The sequence below is a fragment of the Pseudoalteromonas arctica A 37-1-2 genome (assembly GCF_000238395.3).
In the GTDB taxonomy this organism is placed as follows: Bacteria; Pseudomonadota; Gammaproteobacteria; order Enterobacterales; family Alteromonadaceae; genus Pseudoalteromonas; species Pseudoalteromonas arctica.
Window position 1 is genome coordinate 3,244,018 of record NZ_CP011025.1, and the last position, 23,872, is coordinate 3,267,889.

At 39.6% G+C, this 23,872-nt stretch carries 19 protein-coding genes and 5 tRNA genes; 5 read left to right on the top strand and 19 right to left on the bottom strand.

Annotation, left to right across the window (positions count from 1 at the left end; translation table 11 throughout):
- Positions 1-29: 29 nt before the first annotated feature.
- Positions 30-536, bottom strand: coding sequence for a DUF3087 domain-containing protein (locus PARC_RS14695; RefSeq protein ID WP_010555494.1), 507 nt, complete (start codon positions 534-536; stop codon positions 30-32).
- A gap of 156 nt (positions 537-692) precedes the next feature.
- Here PARC_RS14695 and PARC_RS14700 point away from each other — a divergent pair, with 156 nt between their 5' ends.
- From PARC_RS14700 to PARC_RS14710, 3 genes are read left to right on the top strand one after another with little or no spacing between them, the layout of a single operon-like run.
- Positions 693-1,322: an energy transducer TonB gene (locus PARC_RS14700; RefSeq protein WP_010555495.1), complete on the top strand. Its 630-nt coding sequence runs from the start codon at positions 693-695 to the stop codon at positions 1,320-1,322.
- Between the two features lie 13 nt (positions 1,323-1,335).
- Entirely contained in the window at positions 1,336-1,944 is a 609-nt protein-coding gene (locus tag PARC_RS14705; protein ID WP_033012886.1) for a sigma-70 family RNA polymerase sigma factor, read from the top strand.
- Complete coding sequence (locus PARC_RS14710; RefSeq protein WP_010555497.1) at positions 1,931-2,554, top strand: hypothetical protein; 624 nt, start codon at positions 1,931-1,933, stop codon at positions 2,552-2,554. Before PARC_RS14705 ends, PARC_RS14710 begins: the two co-directional genes overlap by 14 nt.
- Positions 2,555-2,634: 80 nt before the next feature.
- Here the strand turns inward: PARC_RS14710 and ptuB are convergent, their stop codons facing one another.
- From ptuB to PARC_RS14725, 3 genes are read right to left on the bottom strand one after another with little or no spacing between them, the layout of a single operon-like run.
- Positions 2,635-3,282: a retron Ec78 anti-phage system effector HNH endonuclease PtuB gene (gene ptuB, locus PARC_RS14715; protein ID WP_010555498.1), complete on the bottom strand. Its 648-nt coding sequence runs from the start codon at positions 3,280-3,282 to the stop codon at positions 2,635-2,637.
- The gene (gene ptuA / locus PARC_RS14720; protein WP_010555499.1) at positions 3,269-4,921 is read right to left on the bottom strand and encodes a retron Ec78 anti-phage system effector ATPase PtuA; all 1,653 of its coding nucleotides are present in this window, start codon (positions 4,919-4,921) and stop codon (positions 3,269-3,271) included. Before ptuA ends, ptuB begins: the two co-directional genes overlap by 14 nt.
- Positions 4,914-5,870, bottom strand: coding sequence for a retron St85 family RNA-directed DNA polymerase (locus tag PARC_RS14725; RefSeq protein ID WP_010555500.1), 957 nt, complete (start codon positions 5,868-5,870; stop codon positions 4,914-4,916). Before PARC_RS14725 ends, ptuA begins: the two co-directional genes overlap by 8 nt.
- Before the next feature lie 936 nt (positions 5,871-6,806).
- Here PARC_RS14725 and PARC_RS14730 point away from each other — a divergent pair.
- Entirely contained in the window at positions 6,807-7,793 is a 987-nt protein-coding gene (locus tag PARC_RS14730) for an IS110 family RNA-guided transposase (RefSeq protein ID WP_010555535.1), read from the top strand.
- 84 nt (positions 7,794-7,877) lie between these two features.
- Here PARC_RS14730 and PARC_RS14735 read toward each other — a convergent pair whose 3' ends face one another.
- The 15 genes from PARC_RS14735 to xerD all read right to left on the bottom strand — a co-directional run bounded on the left by PARC_RS14735 (position 7,878) and on the right by xerD (position 23,219).
- Positions 7,878-9,620, bottom strand: coding sequence for a potassium/proton antiporter (locus PARC_RS14735; protein ID WP_010553257.1), 1,743 nt, complete (start codon positions 9,618-9,620; stop codon positions 7,878-7,880).
- Between the two features lie 252 nt (positions 9,621-9,872).
- A complete protein-coding gene (locus PARC_RS14740; protein ID WP_010553258.1) occupies positions 9,873-11,249 on the bottom strand; it encodes a Na+/H+ antiporter NhaC family protein in 1,377 nt (458 codons plus the stop codon).
- A 191-nt stretch (positions 11,250-11,440) separates the two neighbouring features.
- Positions 11,441-13,099: a penicillin binding protein PBP4B gene (gene pbp4b / locus PARC_RS14745; RefSeq protein ID WP_010553259.1), complete on the bottom strand. Its 1,659-nt coding sequence runs from the start codon at positions 13,097-13,099 to the stop codon at positions 11,441-11,443.
- A gap of 9 nt (positions 13,100-13,108) precedes the next feature.
- Positions 13,109-14,284, bottom strand: coding sequence for an exo-beta-N-acetylmuramidase NamZ family protein (locus PARC_RS14750; protein WP_010553260.1), 1,176 nt, complete (start codon positions 14,282-14,284; stop codon positions 13,109-13,111).
- 1,094 nt (positions 14,285-15,378) lie between these two features.
- Positions 15,379-15,455: transfer RNA gene (locus tag PARC_RS14755), tRNA-Arg, on the bottom strand.
- A 115-nt stretch (positions 15,456-15,570) separates the two neighbouring features.
- Positions 15,571-15,647, bottom strand: a tRNA-Arg gene (locus PARC_RS14760).
- Positions 15,648-15,795: 148 nt separating this feature from the next.
- Positions 15,796-15,872 (bottom strand) — tRNA-Arg (locus PARC_RS14765).
- 179 nt (positions 15,873-16,051) lie between these two features.
- Positions 16,052-16,128 (bottom strand) — tRNA-Arg (locus tag PARC_RS14770).
- 37 nt (positions 16,129-16,165) lie between these two features.
- Positions 16,166-16,258: transfer RNA gene (locus PARC_RS14775), tRNA-Ser, on the bottom strand.
- Positions 16,259-16,386: 128 nt separating this feature from the next.
- Positions 16,387-16,569 carry a hypothetical protein gene (locus tag PARC_RS14780; protein WP_010553261.1) on the bottom strand — a complete coding sequence of 61 codons (183 nt, stop codon included), beginning with the start codon at positions 16,567-16,569 and terminating at the stop codon, positions 16,387-16,389.
- A gap of 324 nt (positions 16,570-16,893) precedes the next feature.
- Entirely contained in the window at positions 16,894-18,429 is a 1,536-nt protein-coding gene (gene lysS / locus PARC_RS14785; RefSeq protein ID WP_007583775.1) for a lysine--tRNA ligase, read from the bottom strand.
- A 26-nt stretch (positions 18,430-18,455) separates the two neighbouring features.
- Positions 18,456-19,554, bottom strand: a protein-coding gene (prfB, locus tag PARC_RS14790; RefSeq protein ID WP_096058065.1) for a peptide chain release factor 2 whose coding sequence is annotated in 2 segments (ribosomal slippage) — positions 18,456-19,478 and positions 19,480-19,554 — 1,098 coding nt in all. Because the reading frame shifts where the segments join, the coding sequence is not laid out codon by codon here.
- A 143-nt stretch (positions 19,555-19,697) separates the two neighbouring features.
- Positions 19,698-21,419: a single-stranded-DNA-specific exonuclease RecJ gene (gene recJ, locus PARC_RS14795; RefSeq protein WP_007583770.1), complete on the bottom strand. Its 1,722-nt coding sequence runs from the start codon at positions 21,417-21,419 to the stop codon at positions 19,698-19,700.
- A gap of 81 nt (positions 21,420-21,500) precedes the next feature.
- A complete protein-coding gene (dsbC, locus tag PARC_RS14800; RefSeq protein WP_007583768.1) occupies positions 21,501-22,229 on the bottom strand; it encodes a bifunctional protein-disulfide isomerase/oxidoreductase DsbC in 729 nt (242 codons plus the stop codon).
- A 63-nt stretch (positions 22,230-22,292) separates the two neighbouring features.
- Positions 22,293-23,219: a site-specific tyrosine recombinase XerD gene (xerD, locus tag PARC_RS14805; protein WP_024590718.1), complete on the bottom strand. Its 927-nt coding sequence runs from the start codon at positions 23,217-23,219 to the stop codon at positions 22,293-22,295.
- A 94-nt stretch (positions 23,220-23,313) separates the two neighbouring features.
- Here xerD and fldB point away from each other — a divergent pair, with 94 nt between their 5' ends.
- Positions 23,314-23,835: a flavodoxin FldB gene (gene fldB / locus PARC_RS14810; protein WP_007583764.1), complete on the top strand. Its 522-nt coding sequence runs from the start codon at positions 23,314-23,316 to the stop codon at positions 23,833-23,835.
- Positions 23,836-23,872: the final 37 nt, after the last annotated feature.

The window sequence follows — 23,872 nt, forward strand, 5'->3', positions numbered from 1 at the left end:
AATTTAAAAACCTATGTTTTAAAACTGTTTTAAAACTGTTTTAAAATACTTTCTTCGTAATCTTCAACGTTAAGCGTTACGTTATGTTGCGCTGCAACAGATTCAAGCTCAGCTTGTTTAATGGCTAAATCGTCCATAGTGATTAGGTTATCGTCTAACTGCCACAATAACCGAGAGCCCGCGTAGCTATAATGAATCGCTAATAACGCATCGGCATTACCTTCACGGCCAGCGGCTTTTAACTTAGCCATTTTACGGGTTATTTTATTAAGTGCTTTTTTAAGCTCCCACACATAAACAACTTCTGTCATAAACGTATGTGTACGATATTTATGAAGTAACCACGCAAGCCCAACGCTAGTAATAGCAACGCCTATTAAGTTCCAATGAAAGTGGCTACCACTTTCATCAGGAAATAAAGCAATCAGCGTTTGCGATATAGCCAAGCTGCCTACCGCCAAACCAATACCACATCCTGCAATAACACGGTTTAAATGTTTACGGTAACGTGCTTTATTTATTTCAATGAGTTGCATAACAGCCTAAAAAGTTAATAAGTAAAAGAATGCGAATGGCTATTGTAACTAAACCCCACATTTTTTATAAAATTATTTCACCCCTTTTTGATTTGCCACCCGTTATAGCTTTGGAAACACCCTAATTGTAGTGGTCAATAAAACTTGGAGCGGCTTATGCACACACTTGAAGTACCTAACAACCCAGTATTTATTAAAACATCGACTGCCGTTATCGGCGGCGCCGCAATGACCTTTGCAGCTTTTGCGTTTATGCAATACTTAATAAGTGGCGAGCAACGCGCACCGGTTAAACCAGGGGACGATATTATAGTAGAGATTTTTCACCTCCCTGAGGATTCAAAGCTAAGGCATATACAAAAAATACAGCCGCCACCGCCAATCCCTAAAGTGCCGCAAAAAGCTCCACCGCTTGATACATCAGCCGATCCTGTGTTGGCAATTAGCGACTTTACGCCGATTACAATTGACGATTTTGGTGGCGACATTAACAACACCATTAATCGCCCAACAGGGGATGCAACACCCATAGTGCGCATTAACCCTAAATACCCAACCACAGCAGCGCGCGATGGTATTGAAGGTTGGGTGCAACTAAGCTTTAGTATTTCGCCAACGGGGGAAGTAATCGACCCAGTAGTTATTAACGCAGAGCCAAAACGTACCTTTGACCGCGAAGCAATAAGAGCCATTAAACGCTGGAAATATCGCCCCAAAGTAATTGAAGGTGTGGCACAATTACAAACAGGTCAAACCGTACAGCTCGATTTTAAATTACAACAATAAAAGCGATGAGCCTATGCTACTAAGTATTAAGTCATGGTTATTTGAAACGCCAAGCAAGGACTGCATGGCAAGTTACGCAAAAAGTGGCGACAATCGTTACTTAGAGCAGCTTATTGCCCTCTACAGTAACGACTTATACCACTATCTTGTTACGCAATCTAATACGCATTTAGCATACGACGTAAGTCAACAAACATGGCTAAAAGTAATCGAAAAACGCCACCTTTACCAAGCCCAAACCACACCCAAAGCGTGGCTGTTTAAACTTGCCCGCAACACACTAATTGACGAATACCGCAGGCAACAGCACTTTGTAGAGCTTGACGAAAACACGCATTTAGCAGCACAAAATGATAAAAGCGAAAACGACTTAACTAGTGGAAACTCGCATATAGATAACTTGAATATAGGCAGCTCAAACATAAGTTATAAAGCGTTCGACGCCGCCCTAAAACAACTCAGCTTTGTACAGCGCGAAGCCATTACATTACAACAAGAAGGCTTTTCGCTCGCCGACATAGAGCTTATAACGCAAAGCAGCCTTGAGACCATTAAAACAAGGCTGCGCTATGCCAAGCAAAACCTTAAACGTTTATTAGGAGCAAACAATGAACAAGCCTGATGAGCCGTTTGATCAAAAGCTCACACAACATTACAAAGAGCGAAAAGCGCGCACTACACTTACAAGCGCTCAGCAAAAAGCGCTACTTAATAAAGCCACTAACACAAAGCCTAAAAAGTTCGGCTTTACGCTGCAGCTAACCAACCTAGCCTGCGCACTCGGTGTGTTCGCCTTTATTGTGTTTGATAATAACAACGTAATAAATACAGAGCCTAAAACCGTACTTAACAGCGTATTTAACACTATAGACATTCACGACTATTCAATTATTAAAACACACGAAATAAACCAAGCTGGTAGCTACGCAAGCTCTATCACAGAACAAAAACACGCGCTTGATAGTCAATTAGCTAACGATTTACGCCGCCACCAACAACGTCACATAGAATACGGCACTCTAGTGAAGGTAGATAACGACTGGTACATAGCCAGCTGTAATGACGAGGTACTCGTACAAATTAAGCATTCACTGTTAAGTGATTTAAAAGGTAAACACGCGGTCGAAAGTAATATAAATACGGGTGATATGCTCGCTATGGCACATAACGGTAAAGGGCAAATTATAGCGCTTAAACATGCGGGTGCTGGGGTTAGGCAATGTGGGGCTTAGATTGGTTTTAATTTTAGTCAATAAAAAATCTAAATAAAATCTTGTGGAAAAAATACCAGGCCATTTGCCTAGTGAGATATTCATTTTAATCTAGCTAGTTTTATATTTAAGTAGTGAAGTATGTAAGCATTATACTCCTTGAATTTATCGTTAGCATTCTTACTCTTATAAGTCTCGATCACTTTCTGTATCTCAGCCTTATTTCGCCGACCTGCTTTCTTATTTAAAAAGTTTTCTACTCCCTCTAAAGCTTTTATTCTATTTGTAATTAATCTCGAAAAATTTAAATTTAAAACATCATTAATTTGCCTGTTAAAAATAGTATCAGATGAACTTATTTTTCCAGACGTAGTGCTATATTTTATTTTACTTTCAATATTATATGCTTGGTTTGCGGGAGAAAAGAGTATGCTTTTAGAACCTTTCCTAGTATCGCATGTTTGATTCCTTGGTTTATTCCCTTCACCACCTTTACAACAACCAAGTAAGTTTTTGTAGTTCAACTGTTCTTTATCATTTTCTGTTTGACATAAGAAATGTTCAACTTTCATTTCTGATATTTTGACTCTCGCCATGCAATATGCACACAAGTGGCCTTGCTCTTTAAGTAGTTGCTTTTTAATATCATTTTTTACAGAAGTAAAGTTAGGACCATCATATATCGCACCTGGCTTACTTCTGTACTCAGTTAACTGTCGTGGCTCACCTAGTTTTTCAATCTTTTTCACAGTCTTCTAACCAATCTTTAATTAATTCCATCTGGGTTTTTGCTTTAACTAATTCGGGTATATCGCCATGAAGCAACTGCTCTAAATTATTTATTTTTCCTTTTGCGCTATTTAAAGCTGTAGCTGATTCTTGATCTAGTAAATCAAATATCTCCTCCAATTCTTTTTCAACATACTGAGATCTAACTAATTGGCTAATATCATCAGGGGTCATTAACTCATTAAGAATTTCGTTAGCTGTTAATCCAAATGTTTGAGAAGGACGATCAATAACTGTATGTCCACTTTCTGTGTTACTAAGAATATAAACATGCTTTCTATCTACTTCAGAGAGAACAATAGGGGAGTGTGTTGTTAAAAAAAACTGGCAATTAGGAAAAGTATTTATTAAATTCTTCGCCATATGCCTCTGCCATAATGGATGAAGATGAAGATCAAATTCATCAATTAGCACTATACCGCTACCTCTTAATGGATTATCTAATGACGGATTTAAAATAATCAAACGACGGGCAATGTCGAGAACAAGTGAAAGAAGAGTTTTTTCACCTTGCGACAGCTTCATCACACTAATCTTTTTATCATTTTTTTTGATTATTAAATCAATCATGGGCTCAAGCTGAACTTCAATATCAGTATACCCGTCCATAAATATATTAATAACTTTATCAATTATTTCTTTATTTCTTTTCAAATTATCATCGTCTGACAACACAGGCTCGTTTTTTGTTAGAGCGGTGTTTATTTCACCTAAACTTTTTTTAGCATTAGCATTTCCCAAGCTAATTGACTTTAAAAAATCGACAGTTTCTTCTGTAATACCTAATTCCGATAATACTGCACTCCTATTATTATTAACTTTTCTTCTATTTAATATATCATCAGATTTTTTATACCATTTAATAAAGGCTTTAAAGTCAGTTTTTCCAGTTAGTGACTTTTGATAAGCATCAAACTTGTCAGTTACTGTACTTTCATATAAATCATCTAACCCTTTAAAGTCCTTTGGGTTTACATCATATGATCTCATAACATTATAATATGCAAGTAAAGGCATATTAAAATCAGAATTAAAACCGTTAGCTATTTTGTAAAAGTCACCTACTATTTTGAACTCGTGTAGTTTGTTTTTTATTTTTGTAGTACCTTCACGCGCCTGAGATAACTCTAAAGATGCAGAGATACTTTTATTTAACTCAATTACTGAAGCTACTGAAGCATAAGGAATATCACTGTAATTATTAATATCCCCCATATCAACATATTCACCCGAACCGCCATTTTTGTTGATACTAATACTCAACCAACTAAGAGAAAGAGAAATTGCATCTAAAATAGATGTTTTACCAGCACCATTATTGCCTACAAAAATATTTAAATGTTCGTCAAAGCCTTCGATCCCAATCCCTTTCTCGAATAGTCTAAAATTATTTATTTTAATTTTTTTCAATTTAACTGACTGAGTATTAAAGTAGCTATATGCCAAGCCATTATAATAATCTGATTTTTCTTTATTTTTACTAACAAAACGGCCTATATTATAATAATTTGACAATTCTATTGCTGAAAAGAAATTTCCACTTTTAGCTTTTTTAGCTAATTTATTAATAGTTTTATCATGATTAAAATCACTACTCACAATATATTCCTTTAATAATATTTTTTAAAATATCAGAACCATATTTTTTAGATAATCGTTTAGTAAAGCTTGGTTCTATGTGATGAGAAAAAGAGAGCAGACCATGCAAATAATTAAAATCAGATTCATCTATTTCATTAATCTTGTATTTATGAACTAGTAAAGATATTAATCTTTTCTTTTCACGACCAATGGATAGCGTTGATTTATTTGTTAAAGTAACCCCTGTAACATGTCGATTATGAGCCATCGATGTATATATGGTTTTTGACTCATTGATTGTTAATTTATGTTCAAAAACTTCACCTAAGACTTTCTTTATAAAGTTAGGCATATCAAATAATGTATCTTTTTTGTTGGTTGAAAATGTCAAGTCATCAGCATAACGAGTATAAATTATAGACTTTTCTTTTGAGTATCTATAAACAAATTCATCAAACTCTTTCATAATGAAATTTGATACTGAAGGAGAGCTTGGGGCACCAACACTAAGAACCATTTTCCCGTCAAAAGATTTGGTTTTATTCCAAAACAATAAATTTTTTAATAACCTTTTCTCGGCTTCTGAAAAGATAACTTCCTCTTTTACAAACTGTGTAAAAAGCATATCTGGGGTTATGCTATTAAAAAAATCATTGAAGTCCATTTTCAATAAATATTTTTTCCTGACATGTCTCTTAGCATTAGCCTTTATATTTCGATCTTTTTTATATGCATATGCAGAATCGTGAGAGTCAAGAAGATATTCTAATGAGGATAGTAAAGCTCTTTGGTAGATTTTTAATTCTTTTGATGGGTGAGCAATTATTCGCCTACCAGATGTACGCTTCGGGATAGAGTAAACTTTATATCTGTTTGGTGCAGTAAGAGAAAACCTCTCAATTTTAGAGCGAGAAGCACTAACTAGGGGGAGTATATCTATTAATTTTGAGAATAATTTTTGAGCCATATGTTAAATATGCACGCCATAAATTAAGAGCTGGGATTAAAAAGTAAAGTTTTCTGGGTCCTCCATAAGTAAAACCCAGAAAACAGTTTAACCCTTTACTAAAGGAAGCGGAGAAGAACTTTTCTCTTCGTAGCTAGGCTGAGGAACGAAGAATTGATACGAAGAGAAAAGTTCTTCTCCGCAACCAAAAATGTTCCCCAATAAATTTGAGTCTGGCGTACCGCCCGACTAGACATAATGTCTTAACGCTAAAGGATCTAATAAAGTATACCCGTTATACCTATCCCATACAACGCAATTTAAATAAGTTAAATACCTATATAAACCTTAGCCCACTATTTATCAGAAAAATTCATTTAATCATTAAATAACAATAACTTAATTAAAAAACAAGAGCTGTCACTTATTTGAATTCCCTTCTCTCTCATCAATATTACGCCATAAAATAAGTAATATCATCCATGGATACACGATAAGCCGAAATCAGGTTATGAGTGGCCTATTTTCACCACTTACTATCACATCATTAATTATTTGAAGGATTAGCCGAGATAAATATGTGCTGCAGAGAAGACTCAGAGGGAGGCCAACGGTAGCACCTCTTTTACTATCGCCGCCAGCTTGAATAAGGTTTTATTCTCCATTTAACTTTCAGGCTGACGCCTAAAAAAACACTACATATAACTAGCTTTTGATGCGTTCTTTGCATTGGCGATCCGTTGGGTTTCGTGTCACTCAACCCAACCTTGTATCTCTTCTTGATGAGTGTTTAGCTAGCACTTGTCACATCGGGAAGACAGTGAGCTCGTACCCAACCAGAGTGTGAAAATGCTGTGACGTAGATTGAGCCCTGACTTCCTAACCTCCATTAAACTGAATGGTATCCTAGCGCCCCAACTAAGGGTGACGCTGCATGTACAAGGGGAGTAGATAGAGATGAAAGCTTTTATTGGCATTGATGTGGGTAAAGACAAGTTAGATATTTCCTGGCTACGCGATGTAGTCAAAAGTAAAAAGAAAACGAAGATTTTTAAAAATAACCCGCAGGGCTATCAAGAGTTAGTTGCCTGGTTGATAAAGAATACAAATTTAGAAGCACAAGATATTGTTATTACAACAGAGCCCACAGGTGTTTATAGCGAGCCGCTGATGTATTTCCTATATGAGCAAGGATTTATTTTATTACATGTAAATCCTGGTAAAGCAAAACAGTACGCAAGTTCATTAGGGCTTGTCCATAAGACAGACAAGTCAGACGCCACAATGCTTGCTCGTTATGGTCATGACCAACAGCACTCACTTTTAAGTTGGCAGCCTGAGCCTGTTGAAGCGAGAGAGTTAAAAGTAATGACGCGTAGACTTGAAGCACTTGAGCAAGACTTACGTCGCGAAGAAAATCGTTATGAAGCTGTTGGTTTCTCAGGTGCATCTACTCGAGTTACTCAGTCAATTGAAGATATGATAGCTGTACTAAAAACTGAGATAGGCAAGCTAAAAAATGACATTGATGAGCATATTGATAGACACCCACAATTAAAAAAGAACCGCCAATTGCTTCAAAGTATCAAAGGTGTTGGAGAGGTAATATCACGTATGATGGTGTCCTTGATGGCATGTAAACAGTTTAAAAATGCCAAGCAATTAGCTTGTTACTTAGGCTTAATACCTAAGCTTAATGAGTCAGGCAAACGGGCTGGAAAAACAACTTTAAGCAAAGAAGGGCCTGGGTATATAAGGGCTAAATTGTATATGGCTGCTGTAGTAGCTGTACAACATAATCCAGATATAAAAGCCCAAAATAAGCGATTAGTGGAGCAAGGTAAAACAAAAATGCAGGCAATTGGTGCTGCAATGAGAAAGCTGACACATATCTGTTTTGGTGTTGTGAAGAATCAAACTGAATATCAGCCCCAAGCTATTTAAAGAAAGCTTGAGGCTGGTTAGAAGAGATGGTATCTACGTCCGCTATAAACATGAGCCTAGCGCTAAATAAATCACTGTTAATGATTACGGCTTTAAAAGTCGCTTTTCTGGATTGTTTAAGTACTTTAAGCCAATGGTAACTATGCGTGTATGCACCATTGTTATAACGCGTATTTGCACATTACCAATAACAACAATATCGCCTTTACTGACTTCTCCTGAAAGCGTTTGGTTGATCACTTCTTCCAAGCTTATCTCTTCTGGGGCGTCTATTTGCATGTGATAAGAGTAAAATATATCGCCTACCAACGTTACCCCTTTCACTTTAAGTTCGTTGTGCGCTAAGTGGCTATCTTGGTGGTTTGTTTTATCGGTTGCTGTAAAAACTAAATCAACAAAAGGTCTGTTATCTGGTTTTAAAACAACAAATAAATGATCGTTTGCTTTTAACTTAGTTGAACCTCGTGGCGGTATGATTGACGGACCCCGTGTGATCATAGCAACAACCACACTCTCAGGAAGTGCGGCATGTGACAAGCTGCGCCCAGAAACCCGAGAAACATCACTTAAGGTGTATTCTACAATTTCTATATCAATATCGTTCAGGGCTGTAATTTCAAGCGTTGCAGCGGCTAGGTCGGGCGGCGGCTCTACTAAATTTAGTTTTTTAGCCATCCAAGGCATTGTTGAGCCCTGTAACGTTGCTGAAATTAATACCACGAAAAAAACAACATTAAAAATAAGTTCAGCCCCTGAAAGGCCAAATAGTAATGGGAATATAGCTAAAATAATGGGTACTGAGCCTCTAAGGCCAACCCAAGATACAAACAGGGTTTCGCGATTATTAAAGCCAAACAGTTTTAAAATAGGCGCTACCGCTAATGGGCGAGCAACAAAAATGAGTGCCAATGCAATAAGCAATCCTTCTAGCCATACATCAACCAACGACGACGGATTAATAAGAAGTCCTAATACAACAAACATGGTTATTTGCCCAAGCCATGCTAAACCGTCATGAAACAGAAAAATACCGCGTTTATATACAAACTTACTGTTACCTAAAATCACGCCTGTTATAAATACAGCTAAAAATCCACTACCGCCGAGCGTTGCAGAAAGGCCAAAAGAAAGCAGTCCAAATGCTGTTACCATCACTAAATACAAACCCGATGCATTTAGTTTAATTCGATTAATAAACCAAACCGATACCTTACCAATTAAAAGACCACAAATAGCGCCAACACCCATCTGTTGAGCAAATAACTGTAGTAAATCCAGCCCTATTGGCATGTCGTTAACGAGCATTTCGAGCAATCCAACCGTTAGAAAAATAGCCATTGGATCGTTCGAGGCACTTTCTATTTCAAGCGTAGATTTAAGCTTTTTGTTTAAGTGAATGCCCGCACTTCGTAAAAGCGCAAACACTGCTGCGGCATCTGTAGAGCCAACAATAGCGCCCAGCAAAACACCTTGTAATATGGGCAGATCTAAAATATAAGTGGCCACAAGGCCTGTAATTACAGCGGTAAATAACACCCCGACGGTTGCTAAAGCAGACGCGGGTTTCCACACTTGTTTAATTGAACTGGTAGGCGTTTGTAAGCCGCCATCAAATAGAATAATGGCAAGCGCAAGAGTACCCAAAGCATGTGCGGCCTCTGCGTTGTCGAATGAAATACCTGCAATACCGTCTTCACCTGCGAGCATACCTACAAGTAAAAATAGCACCAGCACAGGTAAGCCAACGCGTGCAGATAACTTGCTCGAGATCACTCCTAGTAAAATTAATATGGCACTAACGAGAATGATATTATCAATTGCAAACATAGTGTGAATTTACAGCCTTATATGAGTTGAAAAGTAAGAATTGCCAGCTATCAAAAAGCTTAAAGCTCATGCTATACAATAACCTAAAAAATATAAATACGGGTACTTAAGTCTATAATTAAATAGTTTTTCTAATAACTATAGAGCCTTTGAGTTTGGTATTGCTTGGCTCTATCTTAATTAGCTTTATTTATTTTGAAAACAAAAAAGCCTGCGATTAAGCAGGCTTTTGAGTATTTAAATAATCAAATTTTATAAAACAATAATGCTTGTTACTAAGTACGCTAAAAACGTAAGGCCACCACCAAATAAGGCATACGGTAGCTGCGTTTTAACGTGGGTGAGTAAGTCACACCCCGATGCAATAGCCGATACAGCGCTGGTGTCGGATATAGGCGAGCAATGATCGCCAAATATACCACCACCCAAAATAGCACCTACAACAAGCGATGGCGGTAAACCTAGCGCTTGAATAAGTGGCACACCAATTGGGATTAATATAGCAAACGTACCCCACGATGTGCCCGTAGTAAACGACATAACTGCGCCGGTTAAAAACAGCACCGGTACTATTAGGTAAATAGGTAAGTAGTCACCAACAAGTGACGCTACAAATACGCCAGTACCAAGCTCTTTTAAGCTTGCGCCAAGTGTAAGCGAAAGCAGTACAATAGCGACCAATGGCATTAATTCGCCCATACCTTTAAAACCGGTATCAACTAATTGATGGTGCGTAAATTTACGAGAACCAATCATTAAAAAGTAAGCGACAACAATGGCTAAAACCGTTGCGTACAATACTGACTTAGAGCCACTACCCTCTGCCAACACACCATTACCGGTGTAATACATAAAGCCAACCATGCTGGTAATTAGCGTAATAAGCGGGATTAGCATGTAACGCGCTTTAGAGGCTTTTATTTCATCTTTTAAGTCGGTTGTTTGAAGCTCTAGTTTTTCTTCGGCTTCTTTCATTGGGCCATGCACTTTATCAAACGCGATTGTGTAAAAAACAATGGCAAGGGTGATTATGGCGTAAAAGTTATACCCAACGCTGCCCCACAATACCGATACAGCCGACTCACCTAGCTCGTAGTTACCTAACAAACCAAGTACAAATGCACCCCAGCCGTTAAGTAGTATTAAAATACACACTGGCGCACTGGTGCTGTCAATAATATACGCTAGACGCGCTCGGCTCATTTTAAATTTATCGAACAAGCCACGCGATAAAATACCTGAGGTAAGTACGCTCAAGTTAGATTCTATAAACACCGCAATGCCGGTAAACATGGTTAAAAAGCCCACTTGGCGCTTACTTTTTGCAATGCCTTTGTTCATTAACATATTAACAGTTGCTGCAACGCCGCCAGACTCGCGAATGTAGGCAAGCAAGGCACCAATTAAAATACTAAATATTAATATGCGTGTATTACCTGGCGAACTGGCAACCGAAATAATACGTTCTATGGTATTTAAAAAAGTGTCAAAAAAGCTATTACCTTCGCCCTGAAAGGCGAGTAAAAACTCAGAAGAAGCAACAGCAACAAGTAGCGCCATAATCACTTCTTTTCGCCAAAACACGATAGCAATCGCAATTAGCGGCGGTAAAATAGAATACCAATGCATAAAAAGTTAACCTTAATTATTAGCGAGTAAACCTCGCTTTGTACGCGTTTTAACGCTTATTTGTTAAGCCTAACAACATAAACCGGCTTAGTTTTATAGACCGCTTAGCTTAATGGATTGGCTTACTCAAGTCACCTGTAAATAAATCACTTAAGGTGGCACAGTTAGTACGTTTTAACCTATACGATAGCTTATTGATTTAGTAACGCTTCATAAATAAGCGACACTACCGATCCGTACTGTGCGGTTTCAAATTGTTTGCCTGTAAATTCGTAACGTTTTAGCGAGCCTTTAATTGCACTATGGCGAGCATTAGTAAGTAAAACAATAGCCAAGTCGTAAGCGGGGTCAATTACGGTCACTGTACCCGTCCAACCTGTGTGGCCATAAGCTTGTGCGCTTGCATAAGGGCCAAAGTGCCAGCGCCTTGCTTGGTTGTTACCGGCAAGCCTAAAGCCAAGCCCGTAAGTTTCGTCGCTTGATTGCGGCGTTAAAAATTGCGCTAAGGCGCTTGCACTAAATAATTGTTGGTCACCGTAGCCACCGCTATTTAATAATAGCTGGCAAAGCACGGCTAAGTCCTGAGCGTTACTAAATAATCCCGCATGCCCTGCTACGCCATCGAGAGAATAGTAAGCGCGCTCATCGTGCACTTGTCCTTGTAAAACCCCAGTTCGAACATTATCAAACTTAATGCGCCCGTCTCGTGTGTTGCCGCTAAGCTCAGTGGCTGCAAATTGCTGCGGCTTAAAGCCTTTTTTAAGTGGATTAAATAACGTGTTAGTTAATTTTAGTGGCGCATACACTTGCTGCTCTAGGTATTCGTCAAGGGGCTGCCCTGTAATACGCTCAATGAGCACGCCTAAAATCATGTAATCAATATCTGAGTAAACATGCTGCCCAGATGATTTACTACTAAAAGGTACGCTGGTAAGTAATAGCTGTTTGGTGGTTTTACTGTTTTGCGAATAAAACGCGTCGCCGTAGCTGCCATCTTTACGGTGAAAGTCAAATACTGGCGGGTATCCGGCGCTGTGAGTGAGTAAGTCTTTTACTGTGCGCTTTGCTCGCCCTTCGCCCTTATATTCGCTTAGGTAGCTTTGCACGGGTTTATTAATATTTAACAGCCCTTCGCTTACTAATTTCATAAGTGCAAAATTTGTGGCAAATATTTTGGTGTTTGAGGCAAGGTCAAACAAGGTATTAGTTTGCATGGGCTCTGGGCGGAGTAGCATTAAATCACTTTGCTGATATTGCTTTGCATCGCCATAGGCGGTTAATTTTATTAGCTCACCATTTTTAACAACGGCCAATACAGCCCCAGGAAAACCCGCTTTTACATCGCGTTCAATTAATGTGTCTACTTCAGTAAAATCTATATGCTTTTTTGGTTCATCGCTTAAAGTAGGAAATGCAAAACGTAGCGTTAAACTTGCGCCAACAGGGAAAATATTTTCAACTTTAAAAGTATTAACACCATTGTGAGTATTTTTTGCCAAACTGTAATTGTATAAGGTGTTGGCGCTTAGCTGGTTAACGTCGAGCTTTTGATTATTAATGTAAATATCGGCGCTTTGTGCGTTGTGGTTTTGTATTAATAATTGCCCGCGCCCTTTGTAAGCTTTAAACGTTCCTCGGTTATTTACATAAAACCGGCTACTTGGATTTACCTCAGGAAACGTTACAACCACTTGTGCATTAGGCAGCTTTACAAGTTGGCTCTTTGTAAGTGGTAGCACCGAGCTAATAGGCTCAGGTGGTATACTACAACCCACAACAATAAGGCTTAACGTAGCTATAAATACTTTTTTTATATAACTACACCTTTGATTTTTTAAAGCAATAAACATGCTTAGCCCTTATTTATATAACAAGTAAGGCGCTCTTTGCGCTTTAAATTGCGCAAGCCCCGCCTGCCAACTTTGTTTTATTTGCGCCTCTGATTGCCCTGCTTCAATAGCTAAGCGCAATTTATTAGTACCCGCTAGTTTATCCATAAAGTCAGCGCGCTCAAAAAACGAGATGTTGTTTTTACTAAGCTCCGTGTACGCATTTATTAAGTAAGTTAAATTTAGGCCTGTGATATTTGCTTGTCTTAAATCGAGCCCTTGCACGGCTTGGTTTTTAAATTTAGGGTTTAAAGCAGCCCCTTTAATTGCGCGCGGTGTAAAATTAAAATCACCTAATGCAACTGGCGAATAGCCAATTACTTGAAATGCAAAGTCGGTGCCTCTACCAATACTGATAGGTGTTGCTTCAAAAAAACAAAGTGATGGGTAAAGTGCAATCGCCTGATCGTTAGGTAAGTTAGGGCTGGGTTTTACAGGCAAGCTGTAAGTACTTTTACGAGTGTAATGATCAACAGGGATCACGGTTAATTTTAAATCGGGCGCTTTATTGATCCAACCCTCGCCCTTGATCATTTTGGCAAGTTCGCCAACGGTCATACCGTGTAACACAGGAATTGGGTGCATGCCTACAAACGATTTAAATTCTGGCTCTAATATTGGCCCATCAACGTAGGCAATATTTGGATTGGGTCTGTCGAGTACTAAAAATTCTATCCCCTGCTCTGCAGCGGCTTCCATCATGTAGTGCATAGAGCTTATGTAGGTATAAAAGCGCACTCCCACATCCTGAATATCAAAAATAATGACATCAACATCAGCTAAAGCAGCTTGGCTTGGTTTTTTATTTTTACCGTAAATAGAAATAAGCGGAATACCGGTTTTGCTATCAACGGCATTTTTTACATGCGCGCCCGCATCGTGATCGCCGCGAAAGCCATGCTCAGGTGCAAAAATTTTAGTTATATTAATATTTTTAGTCAGCAGAGCATCTACTAAGTGAGCTTGCCCTACCGTTGATGTTTGATTAACTACGAGCCCTATACGTTTATTTTTTAACTGCGGTAAATATTTAGCATATTGCTGCGCACCTACCACAAGTGAGTTATTAGCTTCGTTGGCTTGTGCGCTGGAAATACAAATAGCGCTAAAAATAAAAAATAACGTAATAAATAGGGTTTTAAACATACTGCAATATCCTTTTAAACAAGGCGTTTAAAATAACATAGGTAATATTAAAGAGCAGCTTTAGAAAAGGGTTAAGTGGGCTTGAGTAGATACAGTGATTAGAAGCTGGCGCTTCTCACGCGAGCAAGCTCAGCGTCTACAACGAATGAATAAACTCGGAGTTTAGATTTAAAGATTAGAGCTAGTTTTACTTGAAAATACCACCTCCCATTTTAAGCTTAAAGACCGTATTTAACCTTCCTAGAGCTAAACGCTTCTAGTTATTTAATTTCTTGGTCAATGAACCACTTAAAGATCTATTACACAAAGAGAAGCGAAAGAGAAGTAAATGAGAAGACATAAGCCCGGGTTTATTAGTTTAGCTTAGCTTTATTACTACCTCTAAAAGCGCAGCGCCTCTTAAACTCTTTGTGAATAAATCACTTATTTCTGGCGTTGCCAACAAATAAAATCTTATAAATTATATTTTTGAGGGGGGAATAGAAGCTGGCGCTTCTCACGCGAGCAAGCTCAGCGTCTACAACGGATAAATAAACTCGGAGTTTAGATTTAAAGATTAGGGCTGGTTTTACTTGTAGGCGTGCAGCTTGCTGACGCGATGAGCGAAGCTCGTAAATAAAGTATCAGTTATATTGGTGGTAAGTAATTAGAAGCTGGCGCTTCTCACGCGAGCAAGCTCAGCGTCTACAACGAATGAATAAGCTCGGAGTTTGGATTTAAAGATTAGAGCTGTTTCTACTTGTAGGCGTACAGCTTGCTGACGCGACGAGCGAAGCTCGTAAATAAAGTATCAGTTATATCGGTGGTAAGTGATTAGAAGCTGGCGCTTCTCACGCGAGCAAGCTCAGCGTCTACAACGAATAAATAAACTCGGGTTTGGATTTAAAGATTAGGGCTGGTTTTACTTGTAGGCGTGCAGCTTGCTGACGCGACGAGTGAAGCTCGTAAATAAAGTATCAGTTATATCGGTGGTAAGTGATTAGAAGCTGGCGCTTCTCACGCGAGCAAGCTCTGCGGCTACAGGAGTGGTAGTTTACATTTCACTTTATTTTAGGCACAAAAAAACCGACTTAATGTCGGCTTGTTTATGAAAGTGGTGGGCGCAGGAGGATTCGAACCTCCGACCGCTCGGTTCGTAGCCGAGTACTCTATCCAGCTGAGCTATGCACCCACTTTCATAGATTGCTTATTTAAACTCTAAGCAGAGCGTATAAATTCAGACATAAAAAAACCGATTTCCATCGGTTTATTTTTCTTACACTTAAAAGTGTATGAAAACATGAAAGTGGTGGGCGCAGGAGGATTCGAACCTCCGACCGCTCGGTTCGTAGCCGAGTACTCTATCCAGCTGAGCTATGCACCCACTTTCATTTTTACTATTACTTGTTTTTACTCTAAGTGAGAGTCTATAAAGTGGTGGGCACAGGACGTATCTTGTAAGAATGAACCTCCGACCGTTTGGCTTTAGCCAACACTTTACTTTTTTATACTCTAAGTATGAGTCTATAAAGTGGTGGGCGCAGGAGGATTCGAACCTCCGACCGCTCGGTTCGTAGCCGAGTACTCTATCCAGCTGAGCTATGCACCCACTTTATAGTTTACTTATTTTAACTCTAAGTAGAGCTTTTGCTTATTTAGACTCTAAGCAGAGTTATTAAAGTATGGTGGGCGCAGGACGTATCTTCTAAGAATGAACCTCCGACCGCTTGGTTATAAAACCAAACACTTTAATTGCTTATTTAGACTCTAAGCAGAGTTATTAAAGTATGGTGGGCGCAGGAGGATTCGAACCTCCGACCGCTCGGTTCGTAGCCGAGTACTCTATCCAGCTGAGCTATGCACCCATACTTTAAAAATTTACAAAACACGCCATTAAAAAAATGGTGGAGAGGGAGGGATTCGAACCCTCGATAGAGCTACAAACTCTATACTCCCTTAGCAGGGGAGCTCCTTCGGCCACTCGGACACCTCTCCGTCTTGTGGGGCGTATAATAAAGATTTCAGAAAATATGTCAAACACTTTTCTACCAAAAACGACTATATGGTTATAGATTGCACATATGCTTGGTTTAAAAGTGTAATTAGTTTGAAATTTAAGCGGGTTACGTATTTTTATTTGAAGGATTAACACCTAGCACAGGAACTAAGTCATCAGTTAACTGAGCCAAATACTGTTCTTGGTAACCTAATTGTTGAAATTCAGCAATACAAGCACGGTAGTAAGCATTTCTTTCTTGCTCTGATGTGCATTCTTCTGATAAATCATCTACTCGTTTGTCTTTCATACTATTATTCTAAGTCCTTTAAGAATCTATATTTAGCTGCTAAATACCAAGCAGTGTAAATTTCGTGCGTATTCTAGCTAAAACCTTTACATAAATACAACATATGTTTAAAAAACAATCATACTAAAAAGTTATAGCACTGTTAGTTTTAATATTAAAAACTACCAATAACAATAAATTAGCGAAGCTGAATTGCACATTAACCAGCACTAATAACTACATTTAATTTTTAGTGTAGTACTTATTAATTAAAATACTAATGCAAAGCAAAAAAAACGCCGCTATTAAGCGGCGTTTATTAACTTACTTTGTTCTACCCAAAGCTTAGTCAGCTTGTGGACGCATATGCGGGAACAAAATAACGTCTTTAATTGTTGATGAGTCAGTAAACAACATTACTAAACGGTCAATACCAATACCTTCACCTGCAGTTGGCGGTAAGCCGTACTCAAGTGCGCGTATGTAGTCTTCATCGTAATGCATTGCTTCATCATCGCCTGCGTCTTTCTCTTCAACTTGGCGAGTAAAGCGCTCAGCTTGGTCTTGTGCATCGTTAAGCTCAGAGAAACCATTTGCAAGTTCACGACCGCCAACAAAAAATTCAAAACGGTCTGTAACAAATGCATTTTCGTCGTTACGGCGTGCAAGTGGAGAAACTTCCCACGGGTAGCCAGTAATAAACGTAGGTTGAATAAGCATGTGCTCTGCTGTTTCTTCAAATATTTCACACAAGAACTTACCTGGACCCCAAACACAATTTTCAGGAATTTTAACGTGTACTTGTTTAGCGTACGCTTTTAATTCGTCAAAGTGGTTTTCTGGGTCGTTAAATACCGCAGCATCAAACTCAGGGTTATATTTTAATATTGCATCGCTCATGCTTAAACGTGTAAACGGTTGGCCAAAGTCGTACTCAACTGAGTCAATTACTTCGCCGTTTTCGTCTTTAGTTGTATTAACTACAACTGCACTACCTAGTACGTTTTCTGCAACCGTACGTAGCATGTCTTCGGTGATGTTCATCAGGTCGATGTAATCAGCGTATGCTTGGTAAAATTCAATCATTGTGAATTCTGGATTGTGACGCGTAGATAACCCTTCGTTACGGAAGTTACGGTTAATTTCAAATACACGGTCAAAACCACCTACCACTAAGCGCTTTAAGTAAAGCTCAGGCGCTATACGTAAGTACATGTCGATATCAAGTGCATTATGGTGAGTTACAAACGGACGCGCAGATGCACCGCCAGGTATAACCTGTAGCATTGGTGTTTCTACTTCCATAAAGTCACGGTCTGCTAAAAAGCGACGAATGCCTTCAACTACTTGTGAACGAATGCGGAATGTTTCGCGCGTTGCTTCGTTAGTAATTAAATCAACATAACGTTGGCGGTACTTTGTTTCTTGATCTGATAAGCCATGGAATTTTTCTGGTAACGGACGAAGTGACTTAGTTAATAGTTGGTACTCAGTCATTTCTACGTATAAATCGCCTTTACCTGATTTATTTAATGCGCCTTTAACACCAATAATATCGCCAGTGTCTAGTTGACCATATTTTTCTTTAAGATCTTTTTGAACATCTTTAGATGCATACGCTTGTACGCGACCTTTCATGTCTTGAATTACAAAAAACGGTCCACGCTTTGCTAAAATACGTCCAGCGATAGACACAACTTCTTGCATCTCTACTAATTCTTCTTTGCTCTTATCACCAAACTGGGCTTGCAAATCAGCCGTGTAATGCTCACGACGGAATTGGTTTGGATGACCGTTGGCTGGGCAATTTTCGCGTATAGCGTCTAACTTGCCGCGACGCTCAGCGATTAACTTGTTTTCGTCTTGGATTTTATCAGTCATTTTTTAGCTCTTTATTAGCTTGGTGGTTATAGGCCAGATTTAAGGCTGGCTTCAATAAATTTATCTAAGTTACCGTCAAGTACCGATTGGGTATTGCGGTTTTCAACGCCTGTACGTAAATCTTTAATCCGTGCATCATCAAGTACGTATGAACGAATTTGACTACCCCAACCAATATCAGATTTAGCATCTTCTTGCGTTTGTTTTTCAGCATTTTGCTGTTGTAGCTCAAGCTCAAATAATTTAGCTTTTAACTGCTTCATCGCTTGGGCTTTATTTTTATGCTGCGAACGCTCGTTTTGACACTGCACTACGGTATTTGTTGGTACGTGAGTGATACGAACCGCCGATTCGGTGGTGTTAACGTGCTGACCACCCGCGCCAGATGCACGGTAAACGTCTATACGCAGGTCTGACGGATTCATATCAATTTCAATATTATCGTCAACTTCTGGGTATACAAACGCAGAAGCAAATGAAGTATGACGACGACCACTTGAGTCAAATGGGCTTTTACGTACTAAGCGATGTACACCAGTTTCTGTGCGTAACCAACCGTAAGCGTATTCGCCAACAAAGCGGACAGTTGCGCCTTTAATACCAGCAACATCACCGTCGGTCGCTTCAACTAGCTCAACTTTAAAGCCTTTAGCCTCGCCCCAACGTAAATACATACGAAGTAGAATATTACACCAGTCTTGTGCTTCAGTACCGCCAGAACCTGATTGTAAATCAAGGTACGCATCGTTTGAGTCATGAGGACCTGAAAACATACGACGAAACTCTAAACCTTCTAACTGCTCGTTTAGATCAGTTAATTCGCTTTGCGCTTCGTCAAAGGTATCTTGATCTTCAGCTTCTACAGCAAGCTCAAGTAAGCCTTCAACGTCATCAGTACCGGCTACAAGGTTGTCGATTGTTTCAACAACCGCTTCTAATGCTGATTTTTCACGGCCAAGCGCTTGTGCGCGTTCAGGCTCATTCCACACGGCTGAATCTTCAAGCTCGGCGTTAACTTCTTCTAAGCGTTCTTGTTTAAGAGCGTAGTCAAAGGTACCCCCGAAGCAATTCAGTACGTTCGCGAATTTCCTTGATTTGATTAATCACAGGATTCACTTCAAACATGTACATCACTCCAAAATGGCTAGGTAATTGCGCCCCTTTAAATGGGATTTTCGCAATAAATTATCGTCAAATGATAAAAACGCCCGATTTTAACAAAAAACCGCGCGCTTTATTAGCATTTTATGCATGATATTACATATTTTTTAGTGTACTTTTTCAAGCTCTCTAACTATTAATTGCAGCGTAAATTTACCTCTAAACTCATTTATATCGAGCTGGTACGCTACTTTTACAAACTTCGCCTCAGTATCTGGCCATTCTTTTACATCAATACCAAAAGCAATGGCATCAACTAAACGACCAGATTGATGCTTTAACACGAGCTTTAAATGCTTTTCGCCTACTATGCGCTGCTGTATTACTTCAAAGGTATGCTCAAACACCGGCTCAGGAAATTGCTGACCCCACGGGCCCGATTGCTTTAATAGCTGGGCAAATTCCATCGTAAAGCAGTCGTTTGGCAGCTCGCCGTCGGTAAATACAATACAGCGTTTACTTTCTTCACTCAGTTGCGCGCTAACTGCGGCATCAAACGCTTTTTTAAAGTCGTTAAAGTGTTGCTCGTTGATACTTAAGCCGGCTGCCATGGCGTGGCCACCAAATTTATTAATTAAGTGTGGGTCGGCTGTATTAAGCCCTTCTAGTAAATCGCGCATGTGCAGCCCTTCAATAGAGCGGCACGAGCCTTTAATCTCACCGTTTTCGCCACCAGCGAATATAACGGTTGGACGGTGGTATTTTTCTTTTAAGCGACCAGCCAAAATCCCAATAACACCTTGATGCCAATCGTCTTGAAACAAACAAATAGCATCAGGAATGTTATCATCGCTAAATGCGAGCCTATCAAGCACGGCTTGCGCCTCGGCTTGCATACCTTGTTCTATTTCGCGCCTTGCAAAGTTTAAGCTATCGAGCTCGCCGGCTATACTACGCGCTTGGTTTATGTCGGTGCTAAGCAAGCACGCTATACCCAAACTCATGTCGTCCAATCGCCCTGCTGCATTTAAACGCGGCGCAAGTGAAAAGCCAAAGTCGCTTGCGCTTAAGCGGGCAGCATTGCGGTTAGCCACTTCAATAAGCGCGGTAATGCCTGGGCGTGTTTTACCACTGCGAATACGTGCTAAACCTTGGTGTACTAAGGTACGGTTATTTGCATCAAGTGCCACTACATCGGCAACCGTGCCAAGCGCTACAATGTCGAGCAAGTTAGCTAAATTAGGCGGTGGTTGTTGCTCAAAATAACCCAAATCTCGCATTACGCTTCTCAGCGCTATTAATAAGTAAAAAGCAACGCCAACGCCTGCAATAGATTTAGACGGAAAATCACATTCGTGCCTATTTGGATTTACGATTGCATCTGCATTTGGCAGCTGCTCACCTTGTAAGTGGTGATCTGTTACCAGCACTTTTATGCCAACCGCTTTTAAAATATCAATACCGGCAATACACGATATGCCGTTATCTACGGTGATCACTAAATCAGGTTTTATTTGTACTATTTGCTCAGCAAGCGCGGGGCTTAAGCCATATCCTAAGCTAAACCTGTCAGGAATTAAGTAATCTAAATGTTTAAAGCCAAACATCTCAAGGCCTTGCATTAATGTTGCAGTGCTTGTTGCGCCATCGGCATCAAAGTCGCCAACTATTAATATTTGGCTTTGCGCTTTTAATGCTTCAATTAATAAGTCGCTGGCTTTGTCGATGTCTTTAAACAATTTGAAGTCGTGAAGCGTAGCTACGCTGTTATTTAGCTCTTCGGCATTGAATACATTGCGGTTAGCATAAATTTGTTTAATTACAGGGTGTAAATTACTCGGCAGATGCGAGTCGTCAACGTTTTCACGCGCAATGATTAGTTTTTTCATGCAGGGTTTTAACTTATTGAGTCGTATTAAAAAGACAAAAAAAGGCCATTAAGGCCTTTTTAATAATAACTAAGCGTTTAATTACGACGCTTTGTTAGCTTCTAATGCTGCTTTTAGTGCTGCTGCTGGCTGGTAACCAGGGATCATTGTACCATCTTCTAAAATAATAGCGGGTGTGCCGCTAATACCAAAGCTTTGACCTAATTGGTAATGCTCTGCAACCGGTGCGCTACAGCCTGCAACTACTTTAGTGCTTGTGCCCGATTTAGCTTCTGTTAGTGCTTCTTGCTGATCGCGTGCACACCATACGTTCATTAAATCTGCGTAACCTGAACCTTGTAAGCCACCACGTGGAAACGCTAAGTACTTAACGGTAATACCCGCATCAAGTAAATCGTCTAACTCGCGGTGTAATTTACGACAGTAACCACAGCTAATGTCGGTAAATACAGTAATGCTGTGTTTTTCGTTTGGCGCTTTGTACACAATCATCGATTCTTCGTATTCTTTAAGACCTTCAACACGCACGCCATTTAATGCTTGCTCTGTTAGGTTATTACGATTATTTAAATCAATTAACGTACCTTGCATTAAATATTGACCGTCTGGACTTGCGTAAAGCACGCCCTTATTAGTAATCAATTCTTTTAAACCCGTTACTGGACTTGGATTAATTTGCTTTACAGTTACACCAAGCTCGGCAAATTTAGTAATAATAGGATCATTAGCATCTGGTGTTACAGCAACGCCATTTGCAAATGCACTAATACTTGTGCACAACATGGCACCTGCTAACATTAATTTTTTCATAACTTCTCTCTATCCTAAAAATACTTAATATATTGACCGGCTTAATGATATTTACTTTCAAACTTACGCACGCGGATGATGCTCTGCATGTACCGACTTTAACCGTTCATTGGCAACATGGGTATAAATTTGCGTCGTTGATAAATCGCTATGGCCCAACATCATTTGTACCACACGTAAATCTGCCCCATGATTTAATAAGTGCGTAGCAAAAGCATGGCGCATAGTATGGGGCGATAATGGAGACTCAACTGCTGCCAAAATAGCATAGTGTTTAATTCTATGCCAAAAGGTTTGTCGCGTCATGCCTACTCCGCGTTTAGATGGGAACACAAAATCGGTGGCATGTTTTATCATTTGCGCACGCCCACCCTTTAAAAATTGCTCAAGCCAATACATGGCTTCTTCACCCAGTGGAACTAAGCGCTCTTTATTACCTTTACCTTTTACAAACACCACTGCTTGGCGCAAATTAATTTGCTCCATTCGCAGTCCAACAAGCTCACTTACACGCAAACCCGTTGCATAAAGTAGCTCTAGCATGGCTTTATCGCGCAGTCCCATCGCTTCTTCGGTATTAGGCGCATTTAATAATGCCTCAACTTCGGCCTCTGAGAGTGTTTTAGGTAACGACTGCCCTGCTTTTGGCTGAGAAATATTTAGCATGGGGGTGTCGCTAATTAGTTTTTCGCGCACAAAGTACTGATAAAAACGCTTTAGCGCACTAATACTGCGTGCCGTACTGCGTGGTTTTAAGCCTAAATCGACTCGATGCGCTAAGTAACTTTCAACATCAAGCCCTGTTACCGTCATTAAATTTTCGCCCTTTAAAAATAGGCAAAACTTATCTAAATCACTGCGATAAGCACTTAATGTGTTTTCGCTTACGCCTTGCTCTAAGTACAGGCTATCTAAAAAGGTTTCTAGGTAGTCGCTATTACTGCTCATACTGCTATTATTTTCAAAAGAATCGTCAGATAGCGTTGTCACATTATGCTCTCATGCTTTGCTAAGGTATCAATTAAAAATACCTTACGGTAAACTTGAGCCTATCATATCAGGCAATTACACAGTGATAAATACGATGCAAATTGGTTTATTTTTTGGTTCTACTACGTGCTACACCGAAATGGCAGCAGAAAAGATTCGCGACATTATTGGTGCCGATATAGTTACCCTGCACAATATTAAAGACGAGCCACTAAAAAATGCAGAGCAGTATGACTTTATCATCTTTGGTATTTCAACATGGGATTTTGGTGAAATACAAGAAGACTGGGAGTCAAAGTGGGACGACATAGCCGACGTAAACCTAAATGGTAAAACCATTGCTTTATTTGGCATGGGCGATCAGCAAGGTTACGGGCAGTGGTTTCAAGATGCGCTAGGCATGCTACACGACGAAATAAATACGCAAACATTTACTCAACTTGGTTTTTGGCCAAACGACAGTAGTTACGAGTTTGAAGCTTCAAAAGCATTAACGCCTGATGGTAAACAGTTTGTAGGACTCGCGCTCGACGAAGACAGTCAATACGAGCTAAGCGACGACCGCATTGCAACATGGGTTGAACAGGTAATGACTGAATACGGCGAAACGCTTTAATTAATAAGCTAATAAATAAAAAGCAAAAAGCCCGCAA

What these genes read in the sequence shown, in the direction of transcription:
- PARC_RS14695 (WP_010555494.1), bottom strand. Translation starts at nt 536, where the DNA reads ATGCAACTCATTGAAATAAATAAAGCACGTTACCGTAAACATTTAAAC.
- PARC_RS14700 (WP_010555495.1), top strand. Translation starts at nt 693, where the DNA reads ATGCACACACTTGAAGTACCTAACAACCCAGTATTTATTAAAACATCG.
- PARC_RS14705 (WP_033012886.1), top strand. Translation starts at nt 1,336, where the DNA reads ATGCTACTAAGTATTAAGTCATGGTTATTTGAAACGCCAAGCAAGGAC.
- PARC_RS14710 (WP_010555497.1), top strand. Translation starts at nt 1,931, where the DNA reads ATGAACAAGCCTGATGAGCCGTTTGATCAAAAGCTCACACAACATTAC.
- PARC_RS14725 (WP_010555500.1), bottom strand. Translation starts at nt 5,870, where the DNA reads ATGGCTCAAAAATTATTCTCAAAATTAATAGATATACTCCCCCTAGTT.
- PARC_RS14730 (WP_010555535.1), top strand. Translation starts at nt 6,807, where the DNA reads ATGAAAGCTTTTATTGGCATTGATGTGGGTAAAGACAAGTTAGATATT.
- PARC_RS14735 (WP_010553257.1), bottom strand. Translation starts at nt 9,620, where the DNA reads ATGTTTGCAATTGATAATATCATTCTCGTTAGTGCCATATTAATTTTA.
- PARC_RS14740 (WP_010553258.1), bottom strand. Translation starts at nt 11,249, where the DNA reads ATGCATTGGTATTCTATTTTACCGCCGCTAATTGCGATTGCTATCGTG.
- pbp4b (WP_010553259.1), bottom strand. Translation starts at nt 13,099, where the DNA reads ATGTTTATTGCTTTAAAAAATCAAAGGTGTAGTTATATAAAAAAAGTA.
- PARC_RS14750 (WP_010553260.1), bottom strand. Translation starts at nt 14,284, where the DNA reads ATGTTTAAAACCCTATTTATTACGTTATTTTTTATTTTTAGCGCTATT.
- PARC_RS14780 (WP_010553261.1), bottom strand. Translation starts at nt 16,569, where the DNA reads ATGAAAGACAAACGAGTAGATGATTTATCAGAAGAATGCACATCAGAG.
- lysS (WP_007583775.1), bottom strand. Translation starts at nt 18,429, where the DNA reads ATGACTGATAAAATCCAAGACGAAAACAAGTTAATCGCTGAGCGTCGC.
- recJ (WP_007583770.1), bottom strand. Translation starts at nt 21,419, where the DNA reads ATGAAAAAACTAATCATTGCGCGTGAAAACGTTGACGACTCGCATCTG.
- dsbC (WP_007583768.1), bottom strand. Translation starts at nt 22,229, where the DNA reads ATGAAAAAATTAATGTTAGCAGGTGCCATGTTGTGCACAAGTATTAGT.
- fldB (WP_007583764.1), top strand. Translation starts at nt 23,314, where the DNA reads ATGCAAATTGGTTTATTTTTTGGTTCTACTACGTGCTACACCGAAATG.